This window comes from Microbacterium sp. MF43 (assembly GCF_012847295.1).
Classification (GTDB): Bacteria; Actinomycetota; Actinomycetes; order Actinomycetales; family Microbacteriaceae; genus Microbacterium.
The window spans coordinates 558,804-585,117 of record NZ_JABBDY010000002.1; the positions used below are offsets into that span (position 1 = coordinate 558,804).

A 26,314-nucleotide genomic window follows, 5' to 3' on the forward strand; every position below is an offset into this window, starting at 1 on the left:
CTACCCAAGGACGAAGGTCCCGTTGCGCGGTCGGCCCGCGACGTAGCCTCCCGCCATGAGCGCCTCAGCGCCGACTCGCTGGCCGACGATCACCAAGGACGCCGCCTCACTCCGGGTCATCCCGAATCTGCGGGACTACGACGAGACCCGTCGCGCCTTCAGCTGGGACGAGGAGCGCCGCACGCTGTCGGGACTGCCGGGCGGCCACCTCAACATCGCGCACGAGGCCGTCGATCGTCACGCGGCAGGCGACCGCCGCAGCCACCACGCCCTGCGCTTCATTCGCCCGGATGGCACCACGCACGCAATGACCTACTCCGACCTTGCAGAGACGACTGACCGCTTCGCGAGCGTCCTGCGGGACCTGGACGTCAGGCACGGCGACCGGGTCTTCTCGCTTCTCGGGCGTACGCCCGCGCTCTACTCCGCCGCGCTCGGCACGATGAAGAACGGCTCGGTCTTCTGCCCGCTCTTCGCCGCGTTCGGGCCCGAACCCGTCGGGCAGCGCCTGCGCCTCGGGTCCGGGACCGTCCTGGTGACGACCAGGGCGCTCTACAGGAAGAAGGTCGCTCCGCAACGCGATGTCCTCCCTGACCTGCGCCACGTCCTGCTGGTCGACGCGGACGGTGCACCCGAGGCCGGCACCCTCGACCTTTGGGAACTGATGGCACGCGCACCCGCATACGGTCCGATCGCCGCGACATCACCTGAGGACATGGCGCTCCTCCACTTCACCAGCGGCACCACCGGGCGACCCAAGGGGGCCGTGCACGTCCATGAAGCCGTCACCGCGCACTCTGCCACGGGCCGATACGCGCTCGACCTCCATCGCGACGACGTGTACTGGTGCACCGCGGACCCGGGGTGGGTCACGGGCACGTCGTACGGGATCATCGCTCCGCTCGTGCACGGAGTGACGGCGGTCGTCGACGAGGACGAACTGCAGGCCGACCGCTGGTACCGGATCCTCGCCGAACAGCGGGTGACGGTCTGGTACACAGCGCCCACCGCGCTGCGCATGCTCATGAAGGCCGGCACCGAGGGCATCCGCAGGCACGACCTCTCGGCGCTTCGCTTCATCGCGAGCGTGGGCGAGCCTCTCAACCCCGAGGTGGTCGTGTGGGGCAAGGAGGCTTTCGGGCTCCCGATCCACGACAACTGGTGGCAGACCGAGACAGGCGGAATCATGATCGCGAACTATCCCGCGATGGATGTCCGGCCGGGATCCATGGGACGCCCGCTCCCCGGGATCGAGGCAGCCATCGTCGCCAGAGACGCCGAGGGTGCGCCCGTCGTTCGCGATGAGCGCGCTCAGCTCGTCGAGGATGCCCATACGGTCGGCGAGCTCGCGCTCCGGCCGGGATGGCCGTCGATGTTCCGCGGCTACCTCGGCGAGGAGGACCGCTATCGCCGGTGCTTTGCCGGCGGCTGGTATCTCACCGGCGACCTCGCCCGGCGCGACGAAGACGGCTACTTCTGGTTCGTCGGGCGCGCCGACGACGTGATCAAGTCCGCGGGCCACTTGATCGGGCCGTTCGAAGTGGAGAGCTCCCTGATGGAGCATGGCGCGGTCGCCGAGGTCGGCGTGATCGGGGTGCCGGACGAGGTCGCCGGCGAAGTCGTGAAGGCGTTCGTCGAACTCAAACCCGGATTCGAGGCATCCGACGACCTCAAACGTGAATTGATCGGGTTCGCCCGCAAGCGACTGGGCGCCGCCGTCGCGCCACGCGAGCTGGAATTCACCGCTTCGGTCCCCAAGACGCGCAGCGGGAAGATCCTTCGCCGCCTGCTGAAGGCGCGAGAGCTCGGCCTTCCCGAGGGCGACACATCGACACTCGAGGCTGCACGATGATCACCGAGCGCGCCAGGGTCGCCATCGAGGAGGATCCCGAGCACGCTCGGGACCTGCTGCGGCAGATGCTGCGGGTACGGCGCTTCGAGGAGGCGTGCGTCGAGCTCTACAGCGCGACGAAGATCCGGGGCTTCCTGCACGTGTACATCGGCGAAGAGGCCGTGGCCACCGGAGTCATGTCGGTCGTGGGGCCGGATGACTCCGTCGTGGCGACGTACCGCGAACACGGTCACGCGCTGCTGCGCGGCATTCCGGCAACAGCGATCATGGCCGAGATGTTCGGCCGCGTCGAGGGGTGCTGCCGTGGGCGAGGCGGATCGATGCACCTGTTCGACCGGGAATCCCGATTCTTCGGCGGGAACGCCATCGTCGCCGGCGGCCTTCCCTTGGCGGTGGGTCTCGCACTGGCCGACAAGATGCGCGGGCGGGATGCGGTCACCGTCTGCTTCTTCGGCGAGGGCGCCGTCGCCGAAGGCGAGTTCCACGAGAGCATGAACCTCGCTGCGCTCTGGGACCTGCCCGTGCTGTTCTGCTGCGAGAACAACCTCTACGCGATGGGGACGGCCCTCGACCGCTCCGAGTCGCAGACGGACTTGGCGCTCAAGGCCGCGGGGTACGCGGTGGCAGCGTGGGCTGTCGACGGTATGGACGTCCTCGAAGTGGAGTCCGCCGCTCGTCGGGCGGTCGACGCCATCCGCGCCGGCTCCGGGCCCCACTTCCTGGAACTGCGCACCTATCGGTTCCGCGCGCACTCCATGTTCGACCCGGAGCGCTACCGATCCAAGGCCGAGGTGGAGCAATGGATGGGACGCGATCCCGTCGCACAACTGAAGGCTGCCCTCGAGACCGCCGACGAGCTGCCGGACGACACATGGTCGAAGCTTCAGAAGGACGTCGACGATGAGGTGCGCGAAGCGATCGCTTTCGCCGAAGCAGGGCACCTGGAGCCCGTCGATCAGCTCGAGCGTTTCGTGTACAGCGATCGGGTGGCGCCGACATGACGACCTACCGGGAAGCGATGCGAGCAGCGATCCGTGAAGCGCTCCAGCGAGACGATCGCGTCTTCCTGCTGGGAGAGGACGTCGGACGGTACGGCGGCGGATTCGCGGTCAGTCTCGGTCTGCTCGAGGAGTTCGGCCCTTCACGCGTCCGTGACACGCCGCTCTCGGAGGCGGGCTTCGTCGGCGCGGGCATCGGGGCGGCACTCGGCGGCATGCGCCCGATCATCGAGATCATGACCGTCAATTTCAGTCTCCTCGCACTGGATCAGATCGTGAACAATGCCGCCACCCTGCTCCACATGTCGGGAGGCCAGTTCAACGTGCCCGTGGTCATCCGGATGACGACGGGCGGCGGCCGTCAGCTCGCCGCGCAGCACTCGCACAGTCTCGAGGGGTGGATGGCGCACATCCCCGGCCTGCGGGTGCTCGCACCCGCGACCGTCGAGGACGCCCGCGGGATGCTCTGGACGGCGCTGCAGGACCCCGATCCGGTGCTGATCTTCGAGCACGGGTCGCTCTACAACGTCGCGTCGGACCTCGCCGACGACGCCGGTGCGGTCGACATCGATCACGCAGCGATCCGCCGCACGGGCGCGGACGTGACGATCATCGCGTATGGCGGCACGGTGCCGACCGCGCTCGATGCGGCGGAAGCGCTGGCGGCTGAATCGGTCGACTCCGAGGTGCTCGATCTCCGCACGCTGCGTCCCCTCGATGACGCCGCGATCCTGACGAGCGTTGCGAAGACGCACAGGGCGGTCGTCGTCGACGAGGGCTGGCGCACCGGAAGCCTCGCCGCCGAGATCTGCGCGCGAGTCATGGAGTCGGCCTTCTACGACCTCGACGCGCCGGTCGCCCGAGTGTGCAGCGCCGAGGTCCCGGTGCCGTACGCCAAGCATCTGGAGGCGGCAGCGCTTCCCTCGGCCGAGCGCGTGGTCGCGGCGGTACGCGAAGTGGTCGGCGCGCATGTCTGAGTTCCGGATGCCGTCCCTCGGAGCCGACATGACCGAGGCGAAGGTCGTGGAGTGGCTCGTCAAGCCCGGCGACCGGGTTCACCGGGGTGACGTCGTGGCCGAGGTCGACACCGAGAAGACCGTGATGGAGATCGAGGCGTTCGAGGATGCCGTCGTCTCGCGGCTGCTCGTGCCGCTCGGCGAGACCGTTCCCGTCGGCACCCCGATCGCCCTCTTCGACCCGGTCCCTGGGGACATCACCGGGCCCGGCCCGGACACCCCGCAGGCGCCATCCGGGACGCAGCCGTCGAGCGAGGGTGGGCACGAGCCAGCGCAGCCCTCTCGAGCGGCGCCTCGGGTGGCACCGCCGGTGCGGCGCCTGGCCCACGAACTCCATGTGGAGCTGGGCCAGGTTCGCGGGACGGGTCAGCATGGAGCCATCACCCGCGCGGACGTGGAGACCGCAGCGCATGGTGCCGCGCCTCCCGCACCCGCCCCGTCTCCGGCCCTCCTCGCTCCGCAGGCGGATCGTTCGGTGACACCTCGCGTGCGTTCCTCACCCCGCGCCCGTCGGCTGGCATCGGAACGCGGCCTCGATCTCGCGGCCGTCCATGGCACGGGTCCCGGCGCGGCTGTGACGGCCGCCGACCTCACCCGCGAAGTGTCCGCTGCCCGGCCATCAGCGACAGGAACGACCCCGGGCGTCGGCGAATCGCCGCCCGAACGCGAACCGGGCGAGGCGACCGAGGGCCCCGCGGCGCGCTCCGCCAAGCTGCGCCGCGCGGTCGGCGCGCTGATGGCTCGTTCGAAGCAGGAGATTCCGCACTACTACCTCAGTGCCGCCATCGATCTGGGCCCGTCGATGGAGTGGATGCGACGGGTGAACGCGCAGCGTCCGATCGCCGAGCGTCTGGTCCCTTCCGTGCTCCTTCTGGCCGCGGCGGCGAAGGCGGCCAAGGCGGCACCCGGTATGAACGGCTTCTACCGCGAGGGCGCCTTCGAGCCGAGTGAGCGAGTGCACCTCGGGGTGGCAGTCGCCCTTCGCGGGGGAGGCCTGATCGCGCCGGCCATTCTCGACGCGGATTCACTCACCGTCGATGAGTTGATGCGCACGCTGCGTGACCTGGTCGCCCGTTCGCGGGCGGGGCGCCTCCAGCGCGCTGAGATGACCGAGCCGACGATCACCGTCACGAACCTGGGAGACCTCGGCGTCGACACGATCTTCGGTGTGATCTATCCACCACAGGTCGCCCTCGTGGGGTTCGGTGCCGTCCGGGAGGCCGTCGTCGCGCGCGACGGGTGCATCGGCATCCGTCCCATGGTGAGCGCGACGCTTTCGGCCGATCATCGGGTCAGCGACGGACTGGCCGGCATCCGCATGCTGACCCTCATCGAAGAGCGGCTGCAGAATCCGGAGGAATTGTGAACGAGCAGGATGCCCGCAATGCTGTGCTTGCCGCGATCGGTGAGGTGGCACCCGATGTCGAGGCATCCGACCTCGATCCGCGCTCGCGGCTGCGCCAGGATCTCGAGCTCGACTCCCTGGACTTCCTGCGGCTGGTGCAGCTGCTCGCGAACCGGACCGGAGTCGAGGCACCCGAGGAGGACTACCCTTCGCTCACGACCGTCCAGGCGGTGGTCGACTACATCGCCGCGCGGGGGTGAGCGGCACGAGGATCGCGTCGATGTCGACCCTGACGCCGACGCGGGACCGTGGATTCCGGTCCCCTCCCTCACGAGGTCCCGCGGTCGATCACGAGCGATCCCGCAGCGCGTCCGTCGCGGAGGTCGGCGAGAGCCCGGTCGGTCTCACGATCGGCGTAGCGGGTGATCGTCGCATGCAGACCCAGGTTCGCTGCCAGGCGCAGGAATTCTTCGCCGTCGGCTCGGGTGTTCGCGGTGACGGTGCGCAGATCACGCTCCTGGAAGAGGTGCGGGCCATAACTCATCGCGGGGATGTCCGACATGTGGATTCCGGCGAGGACCACGGTTCCTCCGGGCTTGGTCGCCCTCAGCGCGACGGGCACGAGCTCCCCGGCGGGGGCGAAGACGATCGCCGAGTCGAGCGGCTCGGGGGGCTGCTGGGCCTCCTCGCCCACGAAGCCGATCCCGGACGCGCGGGCGAGCGCGCGGTTCTGCTCTCCGCGCGTCATGACGTGCACTGTCGCGCCCGCGGCGCCGGCGATCTGGGCGGTGAGGTGAGCGCTCGAGCCGAAGCCGTACAGCCCGAGGACTCCCCCGCCCGGAAGATGCGCTCGGCAGAGCGCCCGGTAGCCGATGATTCCGGCACACAGGAGGGGCGCGGTTTCCACCGGGTCCAGCGCCTTCGGCAGCGGGTAGGCGAAGCGCTCGTCGACGAACGCGAACTCGGCGAAGCCGCCATCATGGTCCCAGCCCGTGAACGTCGGTGCCGCGCACAGATTCTCCCGCCCGCCCACGCACCACGGGCAGCTCCCGCACGTGCTCCCGAGCCACGCAACCCCGATTCGGTCGCCGAGGCGGAATCTCTCAGACCCCGTTCCTGCCTCGACGACCTCGCCGACGATCTGATGTCCGGGCACCACCGTCTCGTGGTGACGCGCCAGGTCCCCGTCGATGACGTGCAGGTCGGTACGGCACACGCCGCACGCGATCACGCGGATCACGACCCCTCGAGCGACCGCCGCCGGGCGGGGTATCGTCACGCGTTCGAGATCCCCCGTTCCCCGCGTCACCCAGGCGCTCATCTGGGCTGCCCTCATATCCGCGCCTCCGTCTGCGCGCTCATCCGAAGACCGCCACGAGGGCGCCGCTCACCAGGTTCATGAGAATGAAGCCAGCCACGACCAGCCCGCCGATGATCAAGGGCACCCAGGCCCCGGGCTGCCCCAGGGCGGCTGCCTTTCGACTGAAGTGAGCCGTGAGCAGAAGCGGCATCGCAAGAACCGCGGTGGCAACGACGAGGGCGATTGCGGCGATCCACCACGGCACGGCGGCGACGCCGTCGCTGTATCCCACAGAGGCGGGCACGCCTTCGCCCGCGATGAACGCGATCACGATGGAGAAGGGGTAGAGAATCAGCGACCACCACGCCCAGGACCACGCGCGCTTCGCACCTCCAGCCCCTACTCGCCCCGTTTGCGCACTCATGAGGACCTCCGCCTCCGTCCAGGCCTAGCGCACACGCACCGGCTGCCCGAGATCACAGTGTCTCGCTCGCGGTGGTGAGGGACCGAGGACCTTGGTCCCCCGGGCGCCTCGCCGGTGGTCGCCCTCTGGTGTCGACCGCCGCGCCGGTCCGACGATCGCCGAGGGCGGCGCGTCAGCTCGCTCCCGAGCCCGGAGGAACGCCACGTCGCATTCGTCCTGACCTCACCCCGCCACCTCGGCCAGCGCGGGTGTGAGCTCGGCCGCGAGTTCTCGAGCGAGGAACCCGATGCCCATCCGCCCGGTCAGCCGATCGCCGGCCCGCGCGTGCACCCAGCTGCCCCATACGGCCGCGCGGGCGGGCTCGACGCCACGGGCAGCGAAGCCCGTGATCGCACCCGCCAGAACGTCGCCGCTGCCCGACGTGCCCAAGCCCGCTCCACCGTCGGCGATCGAGAAGCGCGCCCCGTCCGGATCGGCCACGTCGCCGTAGCAGTTCACGACCGCGTGGTAGCGCTGCGAGATCTCGCGGAGACCGGCGGTCGGGTCATCCGGATCCAGTTCGCGTCCGAGAAGAATCGCGGCCTCCTCGCGGTTCGGATTGAGGATCAGCCGGTCCGGGAGCCTGTCACGGTCGATGTCGGGCAGCACACGGAGGCCGAAAGCGTCGAGAACGAGGCAGGCCGGGTCCCACGCGGCGACTGCAAGCACCGTTGCCCTGGTCTCCCCGGGGTTGTCGAATCCCGGTCCGACGAGCACCGCATCGGCTGCCTTCACGTCCTCGCCGACCGACGGCGGAAGGGGGTCGCCTGAGTCTTCGGGCAACGCCAGCACGGCCGCTTCCGGGATGACGACACCGAGCTGCGCCTCGATCGACGCGGGTACCAGCAGCCCGAGGCGCCCCGCACCCACGCGGAGCGCCGCCTCGCCCGCCAGCGTGACGGCCCCGGGCGTGCGGCGGGATCCGCCCACCACGACGATCTGCCCGCGCGATTTCTTGGATTCACCCGGGTCGGGCAGCCCCCACGAGCGCAGCAGCTCGCTGGTCACCTGCTCACTCGGGCTCGACATCGGGACTCCCGGGGTGAACGGTGACGGGCGCACCCTCGGCCGAGAGGTGCGAGACATCGGAGAACTGCTCCAGCGACCACCCCTCCCGAGTACGGACGAGGTGCGTGACCGAGGCGTTGAGAACGGTGTGGGATGCCGCGAACTCGAGGAGCGCGGGCTCATCCAGAGGCAGCAGGAGCGCGACGATCAGCATCACCACGGCGTCATGGGCGACGATCAGGGTATTGGCGTGATCGGTCGCCGCGAGGTCTGCGAGGAACGAGCGCAGGCGCAGCGCGACGTCCGCCCACGACTCGCCGCCGGGTGGGCGGTGGTAGTACTTGCCGAGGTGCCGCCGCCGCTCGGCCTCCTCGGGATGCCGCCGTGCCACTCCGGTGCGGGTCAGGAGATCCAGGATGCCCAGCTCGCGGTCGCGCAGGCGCTCATCCACGATCACGACGCCGTCGGCTTGGCCGTCGAGTGCGATGCTCAGCGTCTGCCTCGCGCGGCGGTAGGGCGACGAATAGAACGCGGTGATCGCGTCGCTGTTGGCGGCCAGCCACTCGGCAAGCGCGGAGGCCTGCTCGCGGCCGACGTCGGAGAGCGGAACGTCGGCGTCACGGATGTCGAGGGGGATGACGTCCAGCCCCTCGCGCTCCGCGCGCGTCGCGGCGACGTTGCCGATGCTCTCCCCGTGTCGTACGAGCCAGAGATGCGTCGCCGTCATGTCGTCAGGCTACGCAGCCGGCGATCGTCGCTGACACGGGTTGACAAGGCGGTAGCGATCGCCCTTGACCTGTGGTTTCTTATGTCCATGAGCGGAAGCGGCACGGCAGCCGACCCGTGGGTGCTGAGGACCGCCCCGGGCACGTCTGAGTACACGATGCATCGGGACGGTGATGTTCTGGTGTGCCAGGTGGGGTCGACCAGGCTGACCTACCACGCGTCGGCCATCGACGACCTGCATGCATGGTTGATGGAGCAGGGCGATTGGGTTCCGCTCGGTGCGGCAGATGAGCAGAAACCCGCAGCGGACGGGACAGTGGAGGCGTGGGGCCGCTCCGAGTCCAATCCGGTCGGCGGCTGGTACGGGACGCGCAAGGGATATCGGGGCCGGTTCGGGATGTATCTCCCGCCGCTCCTCGAAGAGCTGGGCCTGGCGGAGCTGGAGCACAATCCGCGCAACAATCGGGTGCGTGCGAAGGCTCGCCCCTGATCGCGACGCCAAGAAGGGGCGCCGCCTGACGGCTGCGCCCCTTCTCGTTGCGTCGAAGTGGTGCTCTGCGCCGCTTACAGGCCCAGACCCGTGAGCAGGCGGTTGAGCAGCGCGGCGATACCCGTCAGCGGGCCGTCGCCGTCGAGGAGTCCGGCAACAGCGCACAGCAGGTTGCCGAGGAGGTTGCCGGCACCCGGCACAGCGGTGATGTCGAGCTGGACCTCGTTCAGATCGACCACGAGGCCGAGCAGGTCGAGATGCAGGGGCCCGAGATCGAGATCGAGGATGGTGCACGCGTCCGAGACGGCGAGGTCCTGGACGACGGTGGTGAACGGCGTTGCGGCGATGTTCTGACCATTCAGGACACCTTCGATCACACCGGTGAGCTCGATGCCGCCGTCGACGGCACGCGCCGTGAGGTCACTGATCTGACCCACGAACCCCGTGCCCGTGACATCCAGCACCTCCGGAGCGGCCACCTTCTGGGCGACGGATGAAGCCGCGGCACTCGGCGGTGCTGCGTTGGCGGCCATCGCCGGCATCACGCCGAGAACAGCAGAAAGGGCGAGGGCGACTCCGGCGCCAGCGATCTTGCTTCTGCGCATCATGACTTGCACTTCCTTTCCTTGGCCCCGCCTCCCCCAACGGGACACGAGGCGATCGCTCGAGGAACGAGACGATCGACCGGCCACGTTACGTATCGGCTTCCGACACGCACATGGGGTTACGCGAACGGAGCCGCCGGGTTACCATCCGCAGCCACTGCCATCAGGAGCCGCGCTGTTTCCTGCTGCCGGCGCAGATGCTTCTGCGCGCGACGTTGTTTCCAGCGCGCGACCGTTCCCGGCACGCGCGGAAGAAACGGGTTCGCGCGGTCGGATCCTGCACGCGCGGTCGGAAAAGACTGCAGCGCGAGCAGGAAACGACAGCGCTTCGGCAGGTGGGGCTGGGGCGGGGCTGGCCTCAGTCATCCTCCTGCTGCTCTTCGCGCTTCTTCTGCTCTTCCTCGGCCTGCTTGCGCCGCTCCTCCTCGAGCTTCTTGGCTTCTTCCTCGGCCTTCTTCTGAGCCCTCTCCGCGGCCTTGCGCTCCTCCTCGGTCAGGCCCGGGTCGTCGACGACGTCGGTGCCCGTGTCCTCCTCCGCAGGTGGCGCCTGAGACGGGTCGGTCTCGGAGGGCACCGTCGTCACCGGCTCCGGCGTCGGCTGGGCGTTGAGGGCCGAGACGCCGACGATGGCGGCGACGGTCACCGCAACGGCGGCGAGCGCGCCTCCGACGGTCGCCAGCAGACGCCGACGACGATTCCTGCCACGCGGCGCGGTCGCGACGGGCACCGCTTGCGGATAGATCGCGGTCGGCGCCACGGCGCCGGCCGCCGCTGACGTCGCGCCGATGCCGGGGGCGGGCGCGACGAGCGTCGGCGCGGTGAGCGGGGCTGTGACCCCGGTCGCCGGAATCGGAACGCTCGCCGCGGGTGCGCGCTCGGTGAGGCGCTTGGCTGCCGCGGCGACCTCGGCCGCCGCGGGTCGCCGCGTCGGCTCCACGTCGAGCATCCGCGTCAGCAGCTCGGACCACCGCGGGTCCAGCGACGCCGGGATGCGAGGCGGACTCTCCAGCCTCGCGAGTGCCGCGGCGATGCCGGTGCCGGGCGGGTGGACTCGCTCGCCCGTGAGCGCCTCGAGCAGCACGAGGCCCAGCGAGTAGATGTCGGATGCCGGGGCCGGCTCGCCACCGCGGATCTGCTCGGGTGAGAGATAGGCCACGGTGCCGATCACCAGACCGGGCGATGTCAATCGAGAGGTGTCGAGGAGGTAGGCGATCCCGAAATCGGCAAGCTTCGCGCGCGGGCGAGCGCCCGGCAGCTGCGCGGGGCTGAGGAGCACGTTCGAAGGCTTGATGTCGCGATGCACGATGCCGGCCTTGTGCACGACGTGCAGCGCCTCCGCCAACTCGGCTGCCAGATGCGCGACGAACTCGGGAGGCAGCGCGCCCGACGAGAGGCGCGCACCGAGCGTCGGCCCGTCGACGAACTCCATCGCCAGGTACTCGGGCTGGCCGGGCACGAGACGGGCGTCATAGAGGGTGACGAGCGACGGATGGTTGAGCGAGGCGAGCACCGTCATCTCGCTGCGAGCGCGGTCGGTGGACCCGCCCTCGACTCCCGGGCGAATGAGCTTGATGGCGACCGTGCGCCCCAGCATGATGTCGTCGGCACGGTAGACCCGCGCCATGCCGCCTTCTCCGACGCAGTCCCGGAGCCGATATCGGCCGTCGAGCAATGGCGTCGTCTCGTCGACATCCTCGGCTGTCATCGGATCCTCCCGTCGACGCGGTCGGGCGAGCGCGGCGACTCCTACGAAACTACCCGCCGACGTCGGATGGGGCACACCGCTGAAGCATCAGCGCCAGACCGAGCATCAGCGATCCGGCACCGCACCGGATCGGCCGTCCCCTCACCAAGGGTGGGGTGACGACGGATGCCTCGGCACGAGGCATCCGGTCATCCATCGTTCCAAGACGGCGTATACCGCCGCCCGAGGCTTCGGACGCGAGAGGAAGACGTCGTGGATCGCGCCGTCGATGCGGCCCACCGTGACGAGGGCGCCGATGCGGGTGGCGCTGCGCGCGATCTCGTCCACGACCAGCACCGAGTCGGACGACGTCATCTCCTCGTCCCACGCGATCGGCGGCGTCGATCTGGCCGACAGCAGGACCAGGGCCGGACAGCCGACGTCGACGCGGCTCGCGACGCGGCGGTGACCGTCCAGGATCGCCGCCAGCCACGCGGGGCGGGTGGCGAACCCGCGCTCCGGCCGCCAGTCCGGCTCGTCGATCGGTAGCGGGAGCGCACCGACCTCGGCCTGCGCGCGGGTGTAGAACCCGAGATCGACCGCGGGCTGCGTGCCCCGCGGGTCGAGCCGTGCCCGCGCGTTCACGAGCGGCGCGATGGCTTGGCGCGCGATCGCGCCGAGCTGCAGTTCCAGCCAAGGGCTGTTCAGGACGAGCGCCGACGCGCGGCCCCGATGCCGGTCGGCCCACAGCGTGAGGACGAGGCCTCCCGTCGAGTGGCCGAGCAGGACGAGACGGCGGGAGGGCGGGGCATCCGCCCCATGCCCCATCGCCGTGAGGGCGGCCTCGATGTCGGCGTCGTACTCGTCGAGCGAGTCGATGAAGCCGGGAACCTGGCCCGCCCGGAGGCTGCGCCCGTACCGCCGCAGGTCGAGTGCGTGGAAGCGCGCGCCGAGGCCGTTCCAGAACCGGGCGAGCTCGACCTGGAAGAAGAAGTCCGACCAGCCGTGCACATAAAGCACGTCGACGTCGCGCAGCGGCTTCGCCCACGACGTGACGGGATTCGGGATGCTGCGCACCAGCGTCGCCACGAGCGGTCCGGTGTCGTCCTCGACGCCGAGGTCGAGCGTCAGCTGCTCGAACGGCTCCCCGAGCACATCGGGTTTCCAGTCCCCGGCCATGCGCCGAGCCTAGCGAAGGCCGCCCCGGCGCCGGCCCTCGTCAGTCGCGGGAGATCGAGACCATCTCGTCGCGCGGGACCACCTTGATGCGGGCACGGCCGTGCGGCGCACCGAGGCCGATCTCGTGCGAGTCGAGACGGTGCCAGCCGTCGAGGTCGGTCCAGATGATGCCGCGCGAGGCGAGCAGAGCCGGAATCGCGTCCTCGGACGGGTCCTCGGGGTTCCACCATGAGCCCTGGTCGTTGATGACGTGGCGGATGGTCTCCATCGCGTCGGATTTCGTGTGCCCGATCAGGCCGACCGGTCCTCGCTTGATCCAACCAGTCGCGTACACCCCCGGCACACGCTCGTTGGAATCCTTGTGCAGCGCCTGGCCCTCGTGATTCGGGATGACGCCGTGCCGCTTGTCGAAGGGCACACCGGGCAGCGGCGAGCCGAAGTAGCCGACCGCGCGGTAGAGGGCCTGGATCGGCACTTCGCGGATCTCCCCCGTGCCGACGACGCCGCCCTCGCCGTCGGGGCGGGTGCGCTCGTACCGGAACGCGGCGACTCGCCCCTCGTCGTCCTTCACGACCTCGAGCGGCTTGGCGTAGAAGTGAAGGTGAAGCCGGCGCGAGGCCGTTCCGCCGGCGTTGTTGACGGACGGGCGCTGACGCCACGACTGCAGCACGCGGTCGATCACCAGGACCTGCTTGTTGCTCGCGATCGCCGCCTTGGACGCCTCGTCGTAGTCGAAGTCCTCGTCGTAGACCACCATGTCGACGTCGCGCAGTTCGCCGAGTTCGCGCAGCTCGAGGGGCGTGAACTTCACCTGCGCCGGGCCGCGCCGGCCGAACACGTGCACGTCGGTCACCTTCGACGCGGCGAGGCCCGCGTGCACGTTGTCGGGGATCTCCGTCGGCAGGAGGTCCTCGGCGTGCTTGGCGAGCATGCGGGCGACGTCGAGCGCGACGTTCCCGTTGCCGATGACGGCGACCGATTCGGCCCCGAGCGGCCACTCGCGCGGCACATCGGGGTGGCCGTCGAACCAGCTGACGAAATCAGCCGCCCCGTACGACCCGACGGCGTCCATCCCGGGGATGTCGAGACTCGCATCGCGAACCGCGCCCGTCGCGAAGATCACCGCGTTGTAGTGGCGCTTGAGGTCTTCGAGAGTGATGTCCTGCCCGTACCGCACGTTGCCGAAGAGACGGATGTCACCGCGGTCGAGCACCTCGCGCAGCGCCGTGATGATCCCCTTGATCCGCGGGTGGTCGGGGGCGACGCCGTAGCGGACGAGGCCGTATGGCGCCGGCAGCTGCTCGAAGAGATCGATCGACACGTCGAACTTGCGCTCGGCCTTGAGGAGGATGTCGGCCGCGTAGATTCCGGCCGGGCCCGCGCCGACGATGGCGAGTCGGAGCTTGGTCATGGTGGTCCTTTCGGGAAGGCGGGAAGAACGGATGCCGCGCCCGGCGCGCCCTCAGCTGGAGCGGTCGGCGACGGCCTGGGCGAAGCGCGTGAGCGCCTCGCGCACCGGGCCGTCGGGCAGCGGGGCGAGGGCGTCCACGGCCTCGCTGGACCAGGCGTGGGCGAGGTCGAGGGTCGCCTGCGTCGCCTCGTGCTCCCGCAGTTCGGCGAGCGCATCGTCGAGGACGGCGGGGTCGGCGCCGTCGGCGATGCTCTCGACGCCCGCGTCGATGCGATCGCGCAGGGCGCGGGCCGAGGCATCCGTCCGCTGCGACAGCACGAGATACGGCATCGTCGGCACACCGGCGCGAAGGTCGGTGCCCGGCACCTTGCCGGTTTCGTCGGGGTCGGCGGACAGGTCGATGACGTCGTCGAGGAGCTGGAAGGCCACGCCGGCCTTCTCGCCGAAGGTGACCATGGCCGCCTCGAACTCCTCGGGGCCGTTGGAGAAGATCACGCCCGCCTGCGCGGCCGCCGCGATGAGCGAGCCCGTCTTGTCGGAGAGCACCTGCAGGTAGAACGCGACACGGTCGTCGCCCTCCTGAGGTCCGACGGTCTCGTGCATCTGCCCCAGGACGAGGCGCTCGAAGGTGTCGGCCTGCAGGCGGATCGCGCGGTCGCCGTAGCGGGCCATGATCTGACTCGCACGCGAGAACAGGAGGTCACCGGTGAGGATCGCGACGCTGTTGCCCCACACCGCGTGAGCGCTCGGCACGCCACGGCGCTTGTCGGCGGCGTCCATGACGTCGTCGTGATAGAGCGAGCCGAGGTGCGTCATCTCGAGGGCGGTGGCCCCGTCGATCACTTCTTCGGTGGCGCCGTCGCCGAGCTGGGCGGTCAGCAGGGCGAGCACCGGCCTGATGCGCTTGCCCCCCGCGTCGAACAGGTAACGGCTGGTCGCGTCGGCGAGGGCGTCGGTGACACGCAGCTCGCGCTCGAGGGCGGCGTCGACCCGCTGCAGGCCCGCCTCGACCGCCGAGAGGAGCTTGCGGGACCGGGGTCCGGCGAAGATGCGGTCGGTGAGGCCCAGCTTGCCCGCAATATGCGAGCCCGGCGCTGAGGGAGTCACGCTCCCAGCCTACCGGGGCTGCGTTTCGTCTCGGTTCGCTCGCTCAACGACCGGATGCGGGCGGCTTCGTCGCGCGGTGGAGCGCGACGATTCCCAGCGAGAGGTTGCGGTGGGCGACGTCGGCCCACCCCGCCTCGCGGATCCACGCCGACAGCGTGCGCTGGTCGGGCCAGTCGCGGATCGACTCGTTCAAGTAGTCGTAGGCGTCGGCGTTCGAGCTGATCGCCTTCGCGACGACCGGGAGCACACGGTCGTTGTAGAAGCGGTAGAGACCGTTGAAGGCGGGCGACGGGGGGTGGGAGAACTCGCAGATGACGAGGCGTCCGCCCGGACGCGTCACGCGGAGCAGCTCGGCGAGCGCCTTCTTCGGATCGTTGACGTTGCGCAGCCCGAACGACATCGTGACGGCGTCGAACTCGCCGTCGGCGAAGGGCAGATCGGTCGCGTCCGCCTGCACGAAGGACAGGTTCGCGATACCGCCGTGCCGGCGCTTGCCCTCGGCGATCATGCCGGGCGAGAAGTCGGCCGCCACGACGGTCGCGCCGCTGCGCGCGAGAGCAACGCTCGATGCGCCCGTCCCCGCCGCGAGGTCGAGGATGCGCTGCCCTCTGCGAGGTGCCACGGCTCGCGTCGTCGCCGCACGCCAGAAGCGGTCGTTGCCCATGCTCAGCACGGTGTTCGTGCGGTCGTAGGCCGGCGCCACCTGGTCGAACATGCCGCTCACACGCGACGGGTCCTTGTGCAGGTCGGCGCGGTTGTGCCCGTGGTCGGAGGGGTCGGTTGCCACGCGTCGAGTCTAGGCGGCGCGGCGAGCCTCAGCTGAGGCCGAGCGCACCGAGGCGCTCGAACCACGCCGCGGGCGTGGCGTCGTCGAACGGCGCCTCCCCCGCGACGACCCGGCGCTCGAGGTCGACGGCGAGCGCCTCCAGCCGTTCCACGACGTCGTGCGGATAGGCGTACGCGACGCGGTGCTCGTCCCACTCGTCGCGGTCGTCGATGTAGACACCCGCGTCTTCACGGTCGACGACGTCGAGATCCATGTCGATGCCCGCCGGCTCGCCGTCCAGCCACCCCACGTCCCACGAGAGGTCGATGTAGGTGCGGGTGCGGTGGGGTGCCGCGTTGCGGGTGAAGACCCAGTCGCCGGTGGGCGGGACGAGGGTGACATTCGGGTGCTGCGGCAGGAACGTGCGACCGGGGCGCGAGCTGTCCCACCCGGGGAGCTGCCCGAACCAGTCGCCCCAGTCGTCGCTGCCGAGGTAGACGCACTCGTGGATCCAGTGCGGTGAGCCGTCCCATTTGCGCCAGTGGAAGAGCAGCCGGGTGCCCGGCTGAGGGCGTTCGGGGACGGCGCTGTCGGTCACCCCGCGAGTCTAGGCTTGTCTCGTGAGCTTCCCGCACCGCCCGCCTCAGCTGGTGGTCGAGACCCGCGAGATCGACCCGATCGACGACCTGCTGGCGTTCACCGACCCGCGTTCGCCGCTCGCCTGGCTGCGCCGTGGCGACGGCATCGTCGGTGTGGGTCGCATGGTCGCCGGCTTCGAGCAGGGCGGAGCGACCTCGATCGCCGAGGCGCCCCTCTCGGCCGCCGACACGTGGCGCGCGCTGTGTGCGGAAGCCGAGGTCGATGACCCCGTCGGACTGCACGGCACGGGTCTCGTGGCCTTCGGCACGCTCGTCTTCGACTCCCGCTCGGCCGCCTCGAGCCGCCTCATCGTCCCGCAGGCGATCATCGGCCGGCGCGACGGACGCTCGTGGATCACGCGGATCCGGGCGGCCGGGGTCGAGGCATCCGTTTCCGCTCTCGACCCGGTGCCCTACGGGCCGTACTGGTCCGCGACGCTCGGACCCGGCGCCCTCGACCCGGAGGGATACCAGGCGGCGGTCCGCACCGCACTGGATGCGATCGCCGCGGGCGAGGTCGAGAAGGTGGTGCTCGCGCGGGATCTCGTGGGCACGGTGCCCGCGAGAGCCGATCTGCGGCGGCTCGTGCGCGCGCTCGCGACCGGCTATCTCGACACGTGGACCTTCGCGGTCGACGGCCTCATCGGTGCGAGCCCCGAGACCCTGGTGACCGTCTCCGGCGGCGAGGTCACTGCGCGGGTGCTCGCCGGGACCATCCCGCGCGGGGCCGACAACGAGGACGACGACGCGGCGTCCTTCCGTCTGGTCCACAGCGGCAAGGACCTCGACGAGCACCAGTACGCGGTGCAGAGCGTGCTCGACGCACTCGAGCCCCACACGACCTCGCTGCGCGCCGACGACGAGCCGTTCGCCCTCGAGCTGCCGAACCTGTGGCACCTCGCCACGGATGTCGCGGGCGACATCGCCGACCATGCCTCCGCCCTCGACCTGGTCGCGGCACTGCATCCGACCGCGGCAGTGGCGGGAACGCCGACGGATGCCGCGGTCGAGGTCATCCGCCGGGTCGAGCCGTTCGACCGTGGCCGGTACGCGGGCCCCGTCGGATGGGTCGACGCGAGCGGCGACGGCGAATGGGCGATCGCGCTGCGCTGCGCCCAGATCGGCTCCGAGCCGGTGCGCGGGTTCGCCGAGTCCAGCGACACGATCCCGGTCGTCGCGCACGCCGGGGCGGGGATCGTCGCGGGGAGCGACCCCGAGACGGAGCTGCTCGAGACCCGGGTGAAGTTCCGGCCGATCGTCGACGCGCTCGCCTGAGGCGCCCGCCCGAGACCGGCTCGGACGGGGCGACTCAGACGGCGTGCGCGACGTCCGTGCGCCGCACGCGGGCCGCCTGCGGGACGCGAAGGACCAGCACCGTCAGGACTTCTTCTCGGGTGCGAACAGCATCCGCGCGAGGACCAGCATCATCAGGGCGAAGCCGCCGGCGAAGGCGACGGGTGCCCACCACCAGCCGACGGTGAAGACCAGCACCGCGATGACGGCGAACGTCACCAGCCAGATCGCGGCCGTATAGATCCCGAACCGCGCCGCGGTCTCGGGCTCGCGCTCGAACCGGTTCGGCGGCTCGTTCGCGTGGGCGTGCCGGGTCCAGGCCTTGTGGCGGTTGGTCTGCGTGGCGCCGAGGAACGCGAAGAGGATGATCGAGGTGATCACGCCGAGGGCGGCGAACACGATCCCCCACACCGGCATCGATCCGAAAGCGACGAGGGCGCCGAAGCCCAGGCCGTACGCACCGAGGAACGTCGCCAGCGCGAATCCGCCCGCGCGCTCCGGCGGCATGGGGTGGTTCGTCGTCGTCTCCTGCGAGAGCGAGTCGCCCACGAGCAGGCCGAGCGCGGTCGAGGCGAAGCCGAAGAGCGCGACCTGACCCCACACGATGATCGGCAGGACGCCGGCCGCGCTCAGGATCGCCAGCGCGAGTCCGACGACGGCGATGGCCGACCACACGACCACGCGGACCACGAAGCCCGGCTTCGGGCGGATGCGGTGCTTCTGCTGCAGGGCCGCGTAGCCGGCGAGGCCGGGGCGGGGCGCGGCATCCGTCTCCGCCAGCAGCTCGCGCACGTCGCCCAGCTCGCCGACCGCCAGGCGCGCGGCTTCGGAGGGGGTGCGCCCGGATGCCTCGAGCTCCGCGGCGCGAGCCAGCAGGTTGGCGCGGACCTCCTCTTTCAGGTCCTGCGCGTCAGGGGTCATGGCGATGCCCTGGAAGGCCTCGTCGAGGAGGCGATGGATGTCGGTGTTCTCTGTCATTTCTCCGTGCCCTTCACGTCGAGGAGCGAGTCGATGATGCGGCGCGTGGCGTTCCAGGCCGCGACGTTGCTGCTGAACACGGCGCGCCCGGCGTCCGTGATGCGGTAGTACTTGCGGCGGCCGCCCTGCGTCTCGTCACCCCAGTAGGACTCGACGAGCCCGTCCTTCTCGAGCCGCCGGTAGGTCGCGTAGAGCGTCGCCTCTTTGATCTCGTGGTCGCCGCCGGTGGCGTCGCGGATCGTCTTGTAGATCTCGAAGCCGTACCTGTCGCCGCGACGGAGCACGCCGAGCACGATCGTGTCGGTGTGGCCGCGCAGCAGATCGGCTGCGAACGCGTCATTCTTTGTCATGTCGAGTACTGTATCACATCTAGTACTCCATGAAACACTCATCTATACCGCATCAGATGACCGGAGCCTAGACTCCGACGCATGTCGTTCGACGTCGCCGCCGAAGCCTACGACCGGTTCATGGGCCGCTTCTCGTCGCCCCTCGCCGAGACCTTCGCCGACTGGGTCGACCTGCCGCCCGATCCGCGCGTGCTCGACGTGGGGTGCGGGCCCGGCGCCCTGCTGGGCGCGCTCCATGACCGCGTCGCGCCGGACCAGCTCGCCGGCGTCGACCCGTCCGAGAGCTTCCTCGCCGCCGCCCGTGCGCGCTTCCCGTGGGCCGACCTCCGTCATGGTTCCGCCGAAGCGCTCCCCTTCGACGACGACGCGTTCGACGCGGCTCTCGCCGAGCTGGTCGTGCACTTCATGACGGATGCCTCGGCAGGCCTCCGCGAGATGGTGCGCGTGACCCGCCCGAAGGGCGTGGTGGCGGCCTGCGTGTGGGATTTCGCCGGTCGGCGAGCGCCGCAGAGCACGTTCTTCGCGGCGCTGCGGGACGTCGTCGCCGACATCGACGACGAGTCCGGACGCGCCGGGGCGAGGCGCGGCGACCTCGGCCGGCTCCTCCACGATGCCGGGTGCAGCCACGTGGAGGAGTCCGAGCTGACCGTCGCGGTCGACTACGCGAGCTTCGAGGAGTGGTGGGATCCGTACACCCTCGGGGTCGCTCCCGCGGGCCGACAGCTCGCGGCCCTCGACGAGGCCGACCGGGAAAGGGTGCGCACGCGCTGCCTCGAGCTGCTCCCGCCCGCGCCGTTCACGATCGAGGCGACCGCGTGGGCCGCGCGCGGCACGGCGAGCGTCTAGGTCAGCTGCAGGCGCTTCTTCTCCGCCTCGACGTCGAAGGTCGCCGCGGGCCAGCGCGGATTGATCTCCTCGAGCGTCTCGAGCAGCAGGTGCTGCACCGCGAGCCGCGCGTACCATTTGCGGTTGGCCGGCACCACGTGCCACGGGGCGTGGTCGGTCGACGTGCGGTCGAACACCTGCTGGTAGGCGTCCATGTACATCGGCCACAGCCGGCGCTCGTCGACGTCCCCCGGGTTGTACTTCCAATGCTTGTCAGGCCGGTCCAGTCGCTCCGTGAGCCGCGACTTCTGCTCGTCCGACGAGATGTGCAGCATCACCTTGAGGACGCGGGTCCCGGCATCCGTCAACTGCTTCTCGAACGTGTTGATCGCACCGTACCGGCGCTCGATCTCGTCGTGAGGGGCCAGCTCCCGCACGCGCCCGATGAGGACGTCCTCGTAGTGCGAGCGGTCGAAGACCCCGATGATGCCCGGCTCGGGCACGCGCTTGGCGATGCGCCACAGGAAGTCGTGGTCGAGCTCCTCGGGCGTGGGCTTCTTGAAGGCCGTGATCGCCACGCCCTGCGGATCGACGGAGCCGACCACGTGACGCACGATCCCGCCCTTGCCCGCGGAGTCCATGGCCTGCAGCACCAGCAGCACGGCCGCGTTCGTCGCATCGACACGACTCTGCGCGAACAGTCGCTCCTGGAACTCGTCGAGCTGCTGCGCCCCGGACGCCAGGTCTTCGGCGGCCTGCGCCTTGTCCTGCTCGTAGCCGGGGGTGCCGGACGGGTCGACTTCGGCGAGGACGAAGCCCTCGTTCACGCGCAGAAGCTCGCCCACGTCGCCCGTCCAGTGCTTCTGGCTGATCGCGATCATGTGCCTATCATGCCGAGCCGACGCCGTCCAGGCGAGGAAAGGACCCTTACCGCTCCAGCGGAACCTCGATCAGCTGCCGGCCGCCGGCGGGCGACGTGAGCGCCTGGTCCAGTGCCGACCGGGTCGTCACGCGCGTGTACTCCCAGCCATAGGCGAGCGCGAGGTGCTCGAGCCGCACCGCGTGGGGGGTGAGGAGCACGCGGTCCATCGCGTCCGCGCCGGCGATCGCCGCGACCTCGAGTCCGTCGAAGATCGTGCCGCCGTGGTCGTTGCCGACGATGACCTGCATGCGCGGTTCGTCCTCCCCCGGGGGGAGCAGCAGTGCGCCGACGTCGTGCAGCAGCGCGAGGTCGCCCAGCAGCACGCGCGTGACACCGGGATGACCGTCCACCTGACTGGCCACCGCGACGCCGGTCGCCGTGGCGATCGTGCCGTCGATCCCCGCGAGGCCACGGTTGGAGTGCACCGGCACCTTCTTGCCGCCGAGCAGTTCGTCGGCGACCCGCACGAGGCGGGACGAGCCGAACACGAGGCGGTCGTGCGGCCAGGTCGCCCGCCACACGGCGTCGACGAGGGCGCCGCGGTCGAGCGGTGCGCGCACCACCGCGAGTTCGGCCGCGATGGCGCCGAGGCGCTCGTGCGGCACCGCCGAGGCGAGGCCGTCGGCGTCGGGCGCGGGCGGGGCGAGGTCGACGGATGCCTCGCGAGAGGCGTGCATCCACGCGCCGAGCCATTCCCGGTCGGCCTCGCCGCTGGCGACAGCGACCGCGTCGACGGCGGTCGTCACGCCATTGAGGTTGAGCGGCTCGCCGGGCCCGCGCAGCGCGATGACGTCGACCTCGGGATCGGTCAGGAGCGTCGCGACCTCGCGGCTGAGCGTCGGGTGCCCCAGCACGACCGCGCGCTCGATCCGGCCCCCGAGGGCGGGGTCGCGCAGCAGCGCCCGGTATCCGTGCACGAGCTGACGCCCGAAGCGCGCGCCGCTGACGATCTCGGCGATGAGCGGCCACGAGCCGGCATGCGCGAGCTGCTCGGCGTCGGGCCCGGCATCGGCTCCGGCGACGACCACCGTGCGCGGCCCGCGCACCAGCACGAACGGCGCGTCTTCGGGATCGTCGGGAACGTCGGACTCGCCGATCCCTCCTCCGCCCTGGTACAGGGCGCCGGATGCCTCGTCCTCCGGACCGTCGTCGGCGGGCGCGGCGTCGGGATGGCTCTCGGTCGCCACCTCGAGCTCGGCCGCAGGCATGCCGAACCACGCCGGCAGGTCGCCGGCGAGCGGCTCACGGAACGGGAGATTGAGGTGCACGGGACCCGGTGGCCGCAGCCCCACGCCGAGCGCGGCGGCGAAGGCCTCCTCGGCGACGCCGCGGAACATGAGGCTCTGCTCGCCGTCGCCGAGGTCGTCGCGCAGATCGGGCACGGGGAGGTCCGCCTCGTACCGGACACTCGGGGCGAACATGCCGGGCTGTCGCGTGGTCTGGTTCGCACCGACACCGCGCAGCTCCGGGGGGCGGTCGGCCGTGAGGAGGAGCAGGGGCACGCCGGCGTGATGGGCCTCGAGTGCGGCGGGGAGCAGGTTCGACACCGCGGTCCCCGACGTGCAGACGACGGCCGCCGGCATCCGTGTCTCGCGTCCGATGCCGAGTGCCGTGAAGCCCGCGACGCGCTCGTCCACGCGGACGTGCAGCCGCACAGTGCCGCGACGCTCGAGTTCGGCGGCTGCGAGCGCGAGCGCCTGGGACCGTGAACCCGGGCTCAGGACGACATGGCGCACGCCGAGCTCGACGAGACGCGCGAGGAGTGCCGCGGCCGCGTCGGTCGCCGCGGAGGCGAGTCCGCGCTCCTGTCCCGCCACGGTCAGCCGACGGCCCCGCGCTGCCCCCGCTCGTCGTCGCCGTCGTTCGGGCGCGCGGGCGGGTCGGCCGGGGTCTCGGGCGTCGAGGCCGCCGCGCCGTCGGCGGTCTTCGACTCGGGTGACGCCTCCGCAGATGTGCGCGGGGCGTCGTCCTCGGCGTCGAGCTGAGCGAGCTCCTCCTCGAGGCGGCGGATGCGCTCGTCCTGGTCGGAGATCGCGCCGATGCGCCCGAGGAACTCGGGATCGTCATCGGGTGCTCGCCGAGCAGCCGCCGTCGACTTCCGCATGCGACCCACGACGAGCCACAGGATGCCGCCGAGCACCGGGAGAAGGACGACGATGAGGATCCACACCGGCTTGCTGACGCCGCGGTGGCGGGTGGCCGGCTGCACGGCGCAGTCGACGATGGTGAAGATCCAGAAGGCGATCGCCACCAGGCCGAGGATCAGCAGCAGCCGAGGCATACAGCCATCCTAGGCGGGCGCGGCGGGACGCGGCTCTCTCGTGACCGAACCGTCGCCTGCGCCGGGCGGCCGGTGTCCGGGCTCGCCTACGATGGAGGGGTGAAAGTCCGCTCTGCCCTGGTGTACACGGTGCTGCGGCTCCTGGCGTTCCTCGTGCCCTTCGGGATCCTCATGCTCTTCGAGGTCATGCGCGACTACTACTGGCTGGCCGCGATCTTCGCGGCGCTGATCGGGCTGAGCCTCTCGATGCTCTTCCTGCGCCGCCCCCTCGACGAGATGACGGCCGGACTGGCCGAGCGGCGCGCGCGTTCGCGCCGGCAGACGAGCGATGAGGACGTGGAAGATGCCGCGACCGGCGCTTCCCGCCCGGCCGACGCCGACTGAACCCGCTCAGCCCACGAACGCCCAGAAGAGGAACGCCCCGTAGGCGACCGATGTCAGCGACGTGAGACCCAGCGCGACGACGAGTTCCCGCGGATCGCGGTAGGTCCACACGATCAGGATCGCCGGGAGCGCCGCGAGGAGCACGAGCAGCGTGAGCCACGCGATCGGGTAGAACAGCGCGAGGAACACGGCGATCCCGAACGGCACCAGCACGAAGACCGTGAACAGCCAGCGCGTCGCCGTGCGACCGATGAGCACGGTGAGGGTGCGCTTGCGGGCGGCTCGATCCTGGTCGATGTCGCGCAGATTGTTGGCCAGCAGCACCGCGCACGCGAGGAGCCCGGCACCGACCGCCCCGAACCACGCCTCCTGCGGCAGCGCGAACGCCTGGACCCACGTGGTCCCGAGGGTGGCGACGAGCCCGAAGAAGACGAACACCATGAGCTCGCCGAGGCCGTAATAGCCGTACGGCCGCTTGCCGCCGGTGTAGAACCACGCGGCTGCGATGCACACCGCGCCCACGGCGAGGAACCACCACTGCTGCGTGCGGATCGTGATCGCAAGGCCGGCGATCGCCGCGATGGCGAAGAACAGCAGCGCCGCGGTCAGCACCGCGCGCGGCGACGCCTTGCGCGATGCGGTGAGGCGCGCGGGTCCGACGCGATGATCATCGGTGCCCCGGATGCCGTCGCTGTAATCGTTCGCGTAGTTGACGCCGATCTGCAGCGACACCGAGACGATGAGGCAGAACAGCGCGATCACCCAGTGGAACCGGTCCACCACGAGCATCGCGGCCCCGGTGCCGATGAGGACCGGGGTCACTGCCAGCGGGAGGGTGCGCAGGCGCGCGGCAGAGATCCAGTCGCCGGTCGTGGCGGGCTGGACCGCGCGGGGATCGCGCGGCTGGTGAGATCGCTGCGGGTTGCCGCGCGCGGACTGCTTCTTCGGAGCGGGGTGCTTGCGCTTCTTGCTGGGAGTGCCTGCCACGAATCGCCATCCTAGAGGTCGAGTCGATGTCGTCGGGGCAGCAGCGGCGGAGTGGACAGTGCGCGGCGCGCAAGCCCCTCCCCCGCCGTCGGCGACCCGGCGAAGGATGTCATCATGCTGAGCATCGGAACGATCGTGCTGACCGTCGAGGACATCGATCGCGCCGCCGCCTTCTGGCGGGAGGCGCTCGGGTATGTGAACCGGGGGGAGCCGAGCGACGACTGGCTCATCCTCGACCCTCCCGACAAGCCGAACTGGGCGGCCCCGGGGGCCAGCCTCGCCCTGTCGGTGACCGGCTACCCGCAGCACTACCCGCCGCGCATCCACCTCGACCTCTACGCCGAGGACCAGGAGGGCGAGGTCGAGCGCCTGCTCGGCATAGGTGCGCGCGAAGTCGACTGGGACGACTACCCCGACGACGCCGACTGGATCGTCCTCGAAGACACCGAGGGCAACCGCTTCTGCGTCGTGGACGTCGGCGACTTCTCCGAGGCCTGATCGTCCTAGTGGAGCGCGGCGACCGCCCGGCGGATGGTCTCGCGGTCGGGCTTGCCCGACGGCAGCGTTGCGAGCTCGTCGACGAGCACCAGACGCGCCGGCCGCGCATACGGACCCAGCTCGAGCTTCACCGCGTTCCTCGCCTCCTCGAGCTGCACCGATTCGCTGCGCCTCAGCGCCTCGCCACGGGTGGCGACGACGACGGATGCCTCGCCCCACCGCTCATCGGGCACTCCCACGACCACGGCTGAGGCCAGGCCGGGAATCGTCCGCACGATCCGTTCGACCCGGTCGAGCGATACGTTCACACCCCCCGAGACGATCACGTTGTCGAGTCGGCCGCGCACGCGCAGGATGCCGTCTTCGAGCAGTCCGGCGTCGCCGGTGCGATACCAGCGCTTTCCGTCGGGTGCGCGCAGGAACGAGGCATCCGTCCTCTCCTCTTCGCCCAGATAACCGTCCGCCAGGATCGGACCCGACACCTGGACCTCGCCGTGCGAGATGCGCAGTTCCACGCCGCGCAGCGGGACACCGTCGTACACGCAGCCGCCCGACGTCTCGGTCGAGCCGTACGTCCGCACGACACGGACGCCCGCGTCCTGGGCGCGCTCGAGCACGGAAGGGGGCAGCGCCTGCCCGCCGACGAGGATCGTCTGGAACGAGCGCAGCGCCGACAGCACGGAGGGATCCTGGCCCGCGGCATCGAGCAGCTTCGTCAACTGGGCGGGCACGAGCGACGTGAAGGTGGGGACACGCGCGCCGCCCTCGCTGGAGGCCATCATGAGCGCGGTCGCGGCGAAGGCCTGCGGGGTGAACGCGCCCGCCATGATCGCCGGCTCACGATCGGCCACGAGCGAGCGGACGAGCACCTGCAGCCCGGCCACATAGCTCGCCGGCAGCGCGAGGAGCCAGGCGCCGTCGCCGATGCGGTCAGCGGTCGCCAGCGCGCTCGCGATGAGAGCGTCGCGGCTGAGCACGACGCTCTTGGGGATGCCCGTCGATCCCGAGGTCGTCATGACCACGGCTGTGCCGGCGCCGACCTCGCCGGGGAAGGCGCTCACGAGCCCGAGCCCGAGCGCCGGACCGGCGCCGTGCAGCGCGCCGCGCAGGCTCCGGAGGATGTCGCGGGGGTCGTCGCCGACGACCGGTTCGAGTTTCACGGGGCTCCTGGGAGTTCGACGAGCCCCGCGTCGCGGAGCACTCTCCAT

The 26,314-nt window shown here is 70.7% G+C and carries 28 protein-coding genes; 10 read left to right on the plus strand and 18 right to left on the minus strand.

The features are described 5' to 3' along the window. Positions 1-55: 55 nt before the first annotated feature. From acsA to HF323_RS07000, 5 genes are read left to right on the plus strand one after another with little or no spacing between them, the layout of a single operon-like run. Positions 56-1,852 (plus strand): acetate--CoA ligase, encoded by a 1,797-nt coding sequence (gene acsA, locus HF323_RS06980; protein WP_169581839.1) that lies wholly within the window; start codon positions 56-58, stop codon positions 1,850-1,852. Further along, entirely contained in the window at positions 1,849-2,853 is a 1,005-nt protein-coding gene (gene pdhA / locus HF323_RS06985) for a pyruvate dehydrogenase (acetyl-transferring) E1 component subunit alpha (RefSeq protein WP_169581840.1), read from the plus strand. Before acsA ends, pdhA begins: the two co-directional genes overlap by 4 nt. Then, entirely contained in the window at positions 2,850-3,827 is a 978-nt protein-coding gene (locus HF323_RS06990; RefSeq protein ID WP_169581841.1) for a pyruvate dehydrogenase complex E1 component subunit beta, read from the plus strand. The genes pdhA and HF323_RS06990 overlap by 4 nt, the downstream gene beginning before the upstream one ends. Before the next feature lie 7 nt (positions 3,828-3,834). Continuing rightward, a complete protein-coding gene (locus HF323_RS06995) occupies positions 3,835-5,232 on the plus strand; it encodes a 2-oxo acid dehydrogenase subunit E2 (RefSeq protein WP_317451021.1) in 1,398 nt (465 codons plus the stop codon). Beyond that, a complete protein-coding gene (locus HF323_RS07000) occupies positions 5,229-5,471 on the plus strand; it encodes a phosphopantetheine-binding protein (protein WP_169581843.1) in 243 nt (80 codons plus the stop codon). The genes HF323_RS06995 and HF323_RS07000 overlap by 4 nt, the downstream gene beginning before the upstream one ends. Positions 5,472-5,539: 68 nt before the next feature. Here HF323_RS07000 and HF323_RS07005 read toward each other — a convergent pair whose 3' ends face one another. From HF323_RS07005 to HF323_RS07020, 4 genes are all read right to left on the minus strand, one after another. Continuing rightward, positions 5,540-6,547 (minus strand): zinc-dependent alcohol dehydrogenase family protein, encoded by a 1,008-nt coding sequence (locus HF323_RS07005; RefSeq protein ID WP_169581844.1) that lies wholly within the window; start codon positions 6,545-6,547, stop codon positions 5,540-5,542. 22 nt (positions 6,548-6,569) lie between these two features. Then, positions 6,570-6,935 (minus strand): hypothetical protein, encoded by a 366-nt coding sequence (locus HF323_RS07010; RefSeq protein WP_169581845.1) that lies wholly within the window; start codon positions 6,933-6,935, stop codon positions 6,570-6,572. A 222-nt stretch (positions 6,936-7,157) separates the two neighbouring features. Beyond that, positions 7,158-8,003: an ADP/ATP-dependent (S)-NAD(P)H-hydrate dehydratase gene (locus HF323_RS07015; protein ID WP_169581846.1), complete on the minus strand. Its 846-nt coding sequence runs from the start codon at positions 8,001-8,003 to the stop codon at positions 7,158-7,160. Beyond that, on the minus strand, positions 7,987-8,709 hold the full coding sequence (locus HF323_RS07020; protein WP_169581847.1) for a histidine phosphatase family protein: 723 nt from the start codon (positions 8,707-8,709) through the stop codon (positions 7,987-7,989). The genes HF323_RS07015 and HF323_RS07020 overlap by 17 nt, the downstream gene beginning before the upstream one ends. Positions 8,710-8,796: 87 nt before the next feature. Here HF323_RS07020 and HF323_RS07025 point away from each other — a divergent pair, with 87 nt between their 5' ends. Then, positions 8,797-9,198 (plus strand): DUF6855 family protein, encoded by a 402-nt coding sequence (locus tag HF323_RS07025; protein WP_169581848.1) that lies wholly within the window; start codon positions 8,797-8,799, stop codon positions 9,196-9,198. A gap of 74 nt (positions 9,199-9,272) precedes the next feature. On the opposite strand, the gene HF323_RS07030 is transcribed toward HF323_RS07025, so the two are convergent. From HF323_RS07030 to HF323_RS07060, 7 genes are all read right to left on the minus strand, one after another. Beyond that, positions 9,273-9,806, minus strand: coding sequence for an ABC transporter substrate-binding protein (locus HF323_RS07030; protein WP_223169216.1), 534 nt, complete (start codon positions 9,804-9,806; stop codon positions 9,273-9,275). Between the two features lie 355 nt (positions 9,807-10,161). After that, positions 10,162-11,508, minus strand: coding sequence for a serine/threonine-protein kinase (locus tag HF323_RS07035; protein ID WP_169581849.1), 1,347 nt, complete (start codon positions 11,506-11,508; stop codon positions 10,162-10,164). A 141-nt stretch (positions 11,509-11,649) separates the two neighbouring features. Continuing rightward, entirely contained in the window at positions 11,650-12,666 is a 1,017-nt protein-coding gene (locus HF323_RS07040; protein ID WP_169581850.1) for an alpha/beta hydrolase, read from the minus strand. Between the two features lie 40 nt (positions 12,667-12,706). Beyond that, positions 12,707-14,077 carry an FAD-dependent oxidoreductase gene (locus HF323_RS07045; RefSeq protein ID WP_169581851.1) on the minus strand — a complete coding sequence of 457 codons (1,371 nt, stop codon included), beginning with the start codon at positions 14,075-14,077 and terminating at the stop codon, positions 12,707-12,709. 51 nt (positions 14,078-14,128) lie between these two features. Beyond that, complete coding sequence (locus HF323_RS07050) at positions 14,129-15,184, minus strand: polyprenyl synthetase family protein (protein ID WP_169581852.1); 1,056 nt, start codon at positions 15,182-15,184, stop codon at positions 14,129-14,131. Between the two features lie 43 nt (positions 15,185-15,227). Further along, complete coding sequence (locus HF323_RS07055; RefSeq protein ID WP_169581853.1) at positions 15,228-15,971, minus strand: demethylmenaquinone methyltransferase; 744 nt, start codon at positions 15,969-15,971, stop codon at positions 15,228-15,230. Between the two features lie 28 nt (positions 15,972-15,999). After that, complete coding sequence (locus tag HF323_RS07060) at positions 16,000-16,548, minus strand: YgaC family protein (protein ID WP_169581854.1); 549 nt, start codon at positions 16,546-16,548, stop codon at positions 16,000-16,002. A gap of 22 nt (positions 16,549-16,570) precedes the next feature. Between HF323_RS07060 and HF323_RS07065 the strand changes: the two genes are divergently transcribed. Continuing rightward, positions 16,571-17,863, plus strand: coding sequence for an isochorismate synthase (locus HF323_RS07065; RefSeq protein WP_317451022.1), 1,293 nt, complete (start codon positions 16,571-16,573; stop codon positions 17,861-17,863). 102 nt (positions 17,864-17,965) lie between these two features. Here the strand turns inward: HF323_RS07065 and HF323_RS07070 are convergent, their stop codons facing one another. Together HF323_RS07070 and HF323_RS07075 are read right to left on the minus strand one after the other, a co-directional pair. Beyond that, positions 17,966-18,859: a permease prefix domain 1-containing protein gene (locus HF323_RS07070; protein ID WP_169581855.1), complete on the minus strand. Its 894-nt coding sequence runs from the start codon at positions 18,857-18,859 to the stop codon at positions 17,966-17,968. Beyond that, complete coding sequence (locus HF323_RS07075) at positions 18,856-19,209, minus strand: PadR family transcriptional regulator (RefSeq protein WP_169581856.1); 354 nt, start codon at positions 19,207-19,209, stop codon at positions 18,856-18,858. Before HF323_RS07075 ends, HF323_RS07070 begins: the two co-directional genes overlap by 4 nt. Before the next feature lie 81 nt (positions 19,210-19,290). Here HF323_RS07075 and HF323_RS07080 point away from each other — a divergent pair, with 81 nt between their 5' ends. Then, the gene (locus tag HF323_RS07080) at positions 19,291-20,055 is read left to right on the plus strand and encodes a methyltransferase domain-containing protein (RefSeq protein ID WP_169581857.1); all 765 of its coding nucleotides are present in this window, start codon (positions 19,291-19,293) and stop codon (positions 20,053-20,055) included. Here the strand turns inward: HF323_RS07080 and HF323_RS07085 are convergent. From HF323_RS07085 to HF323_RS07095, 3 genes are read right to left on the minus strand one after another with little or no spacing between them, the layout of a single operon-like run. Then, a complete protein-coding gene (locus HF323_RS07085) occupies positions 20,052-20,915 on the minus strand; it encodes a polyphosphate kinase 2 family protein (protein ID WP_169581858.1) in 864 nt (287 codons plus the stop codon). The genes HF323_RS07080 and HF323_RS07085 overlap by 4 nt on opposite strands. A gap of 46 nt (positions 20,916-20,961) precedes the next feature. Beyond that, positions 20,962-22,773, minus strand: coding sequence for a 2-succinyl-5-enolpyruvyl-6-hydroxy-3-cyclohexene-1-carboxylic-acid synthase (gene menD / locus HF323_RS07090; RefSeq protein WP_169581859.1), 1,812 nt, complete (start codon positions 22,771-22,773; stop codon positions 20,962-20,964). 2 nt (positions 22,774-22,775) lie between these two features. Continuing rightward, positions 22,776-23,237 carry a PLD nuclease N-terminal domain-containing protein gene (locus tag HF323_RS07095; protein WP_169581860.1) on the minus strand — a complete coding sequence of 154 codons (462 nt, stop codon included), beginning with the start codon at positions 23,235-23,237 and terminating at the stop codon, positions 22,776-22,778. A gap of 99 nt (positions 23,238-23,336) precedes the next feature. On the opposite strand from HF323_RS07095, the gene HF323_RS07100 reads away from it, so the two are divergent. Continuing rightward, a complete protein-coding gene (locus HF323_RS07100; RefSeq protein WP_169581861.1) occupies positions 23,337-23,621 on the plus strand; it encodes a DUF4229 domain-containing protein in 285 nt (94 codons plus the stop codon). Between the two features lie 6 nt (positions 23,622-23,627). On the opposite strand, the gene HF323_RS07105 is transcribed toward HF323_RS07100, so the two are convergent. Next, positions 23,628-24,608 carry a 1,4-dihydroxy-2-naphthoate polyprenyltransferase gene (locus tag HF323_RS07105; RefSeq protein WP_169581862.1) on the minus strand — a complete coding sequence of 327 codons (981 nt, stop codon included), beginning with the start codon at positions 24,606-24,608 and terminating at the stop codon, positions 23,628-23,630. Between the two features lie 114 nt (positions 24,609-24,722). On the opposite strand from HF323_RS07105, the gene HF323_RS07110 reads away from it, so the two are divergent. Continuing rightward, entirely contained in the window at positions 24,723-25,106 is a 384-nt protein-coding gene (locus tag HF323_RS07110) for a VOC family protein (protein ID WP_169581863.1), read from the plus strand. Between the two features lie 5 nt (positions 25,107-25,111). On the opposite strand, the gene HF323_RS07115 is transcribed toward HF323_RS07110, so the two are convergent. Then, entirely contained in the window at positions 25,112-26,266 is a 1,155-nt protein-coding gene (locus HF323_RS07115) for an AMP-binding protein (protein ID WP_188241661.1), read from the minus strand. Between the last annotated feature and the right edge of the window lie 48 nt (positions 26,267-26,314).

Bases quoted from the DNA above. Each gene is read 5' to 3' on its own strand.
- acsA (WP_169581839.1), top strand. From the start codon at position 56: ATGAGCGCCTCAGCGCCGACTCGCTGGCCGACGATCACCAAGGACGCC.
- pdhA (WP_169581840.1), top strand. From the start codon at position 1,849: ATGATCACCGAGCGCGCCAGGGTCGCCATCGAGGAGGATCCCGAGCAC.
- HF323_RS06990 (WP_169581841.1), top strand. From the start codon at position 2,850: ATGACGACCTACCGGGAAGCGATGCGAGCAGCGATCCGTGAAGCGCTC.
- HF323_RS06995 (WP_317451021.1), top strand. From the start codon at position 3,835: ATGCCGTCCCTCGGAGCCGACATGACCGAGGCGAAGGTCGTGGAGTGG.
- HF323_RS07005 (WP_169581844.1), bottom strand. From the start codon at position 6,547: ATGAGGGCAGCCCAGATGAGCGCCTGGGTGACGCGGGGAACGGGGGAT.
- HF323_RS07010 (WP_169581845.1), bottom strand. From the start codon at position 6,935: ATGAGTGCGCAAACGGGGCGAGTAGGGGCTGGAGGTGCGAAGCGCGCG.
- HF323_RS07015 (WP_169581846.1), bottom strand. From the start codon at position 8,003: ATGTCGAGCCCGAGTGAGCAGGTGACCAGCGAGCTGCTGCGCTCGTGG.
- HF323_RS07020 (WP_169581847.1), bottom strand. From the start codon at position 8,709: ATGACGGCGACGCATCTCTGGCTCGTACGACACGGGGAGAGCATCGGC.
- HF323_RS07025 (WP_169581848.1), top strand. From the start codon at position 8,797: ATGAGCGGAAGCGGCACGGCAGCCGACCCGTGGGTGCTGAGGACCGCC.
- HF323_RS07030 (WP_223169216.1), bottom strand. From the start codon at position 9,806: ATGATGCGCAGAAGCAAGATCGCTGGCGCCGGAGTCGCCCTCGCCCTT.
- HF323_RS07035 (WP_169581849.1), bottom strand. From the start codon at position 11,508: ATGACAGCCGAGGATGTCGACGAGACGACGCCATTGCTCGACGGCCGA.
- HF323_RS07040 (WP_169581850.1), bottom strand. From the start codon at position 12,666: ATGGCCGGGGACTGGAAACCCGATGTGCTCGGGGAGCCGTTCGAGCAG.
- HF323_RS07045 (WP_169581851.1), bottom strand. From the start codon at position 14,077: ATGACCAAGCTCCGACTCGCCATCGTCGGCGCGGGCCCGGCCGGAATC.
- HF323_RS07070 (WP_169581855.1), bottom strand. From the start codon at position 18,859: ATGACAGAGAACACCGACATCCATCGCCTCCTCGACGAGGCCTTCCAG.
- HF323_RS07075 (WP_169581856.1), bottom strand. From the start codon at position 19,209: ATGACAAAGAATGACGCGTTCGCAGCCGATCTGCTGCGCGGCCACACC.
- HF323_RS07080 (WP_169581857.1), top strand. From the start codon at position 19,291: ATGTCGTTCGACGTCGCCGCCGAAGCCTACGACCGGTTCATGGGCCGC.
- HF323_RS07085 (WP_169581858.1), bottom strand. From the start codon at position 20,915: ATGATCGCGATCAGCCAGAAGCACTGGACGGGCGACGTGGGCGAGCTT.
- HF323_RS07095 (WP_169581860.1), bottom strand. From the start codon at position 23,237: ATGCCTCGGCTGCTGCTGATCCTCGGCCTGGTGGCGATCGCCTTCTGG.
- HF323_RS07110 (WP_169581863.1), top strand. From the start codon at position 24,723: ATGCTGAGCATCGGAACGATCGTGCTGACCGTCGAGGACATCGATCGC.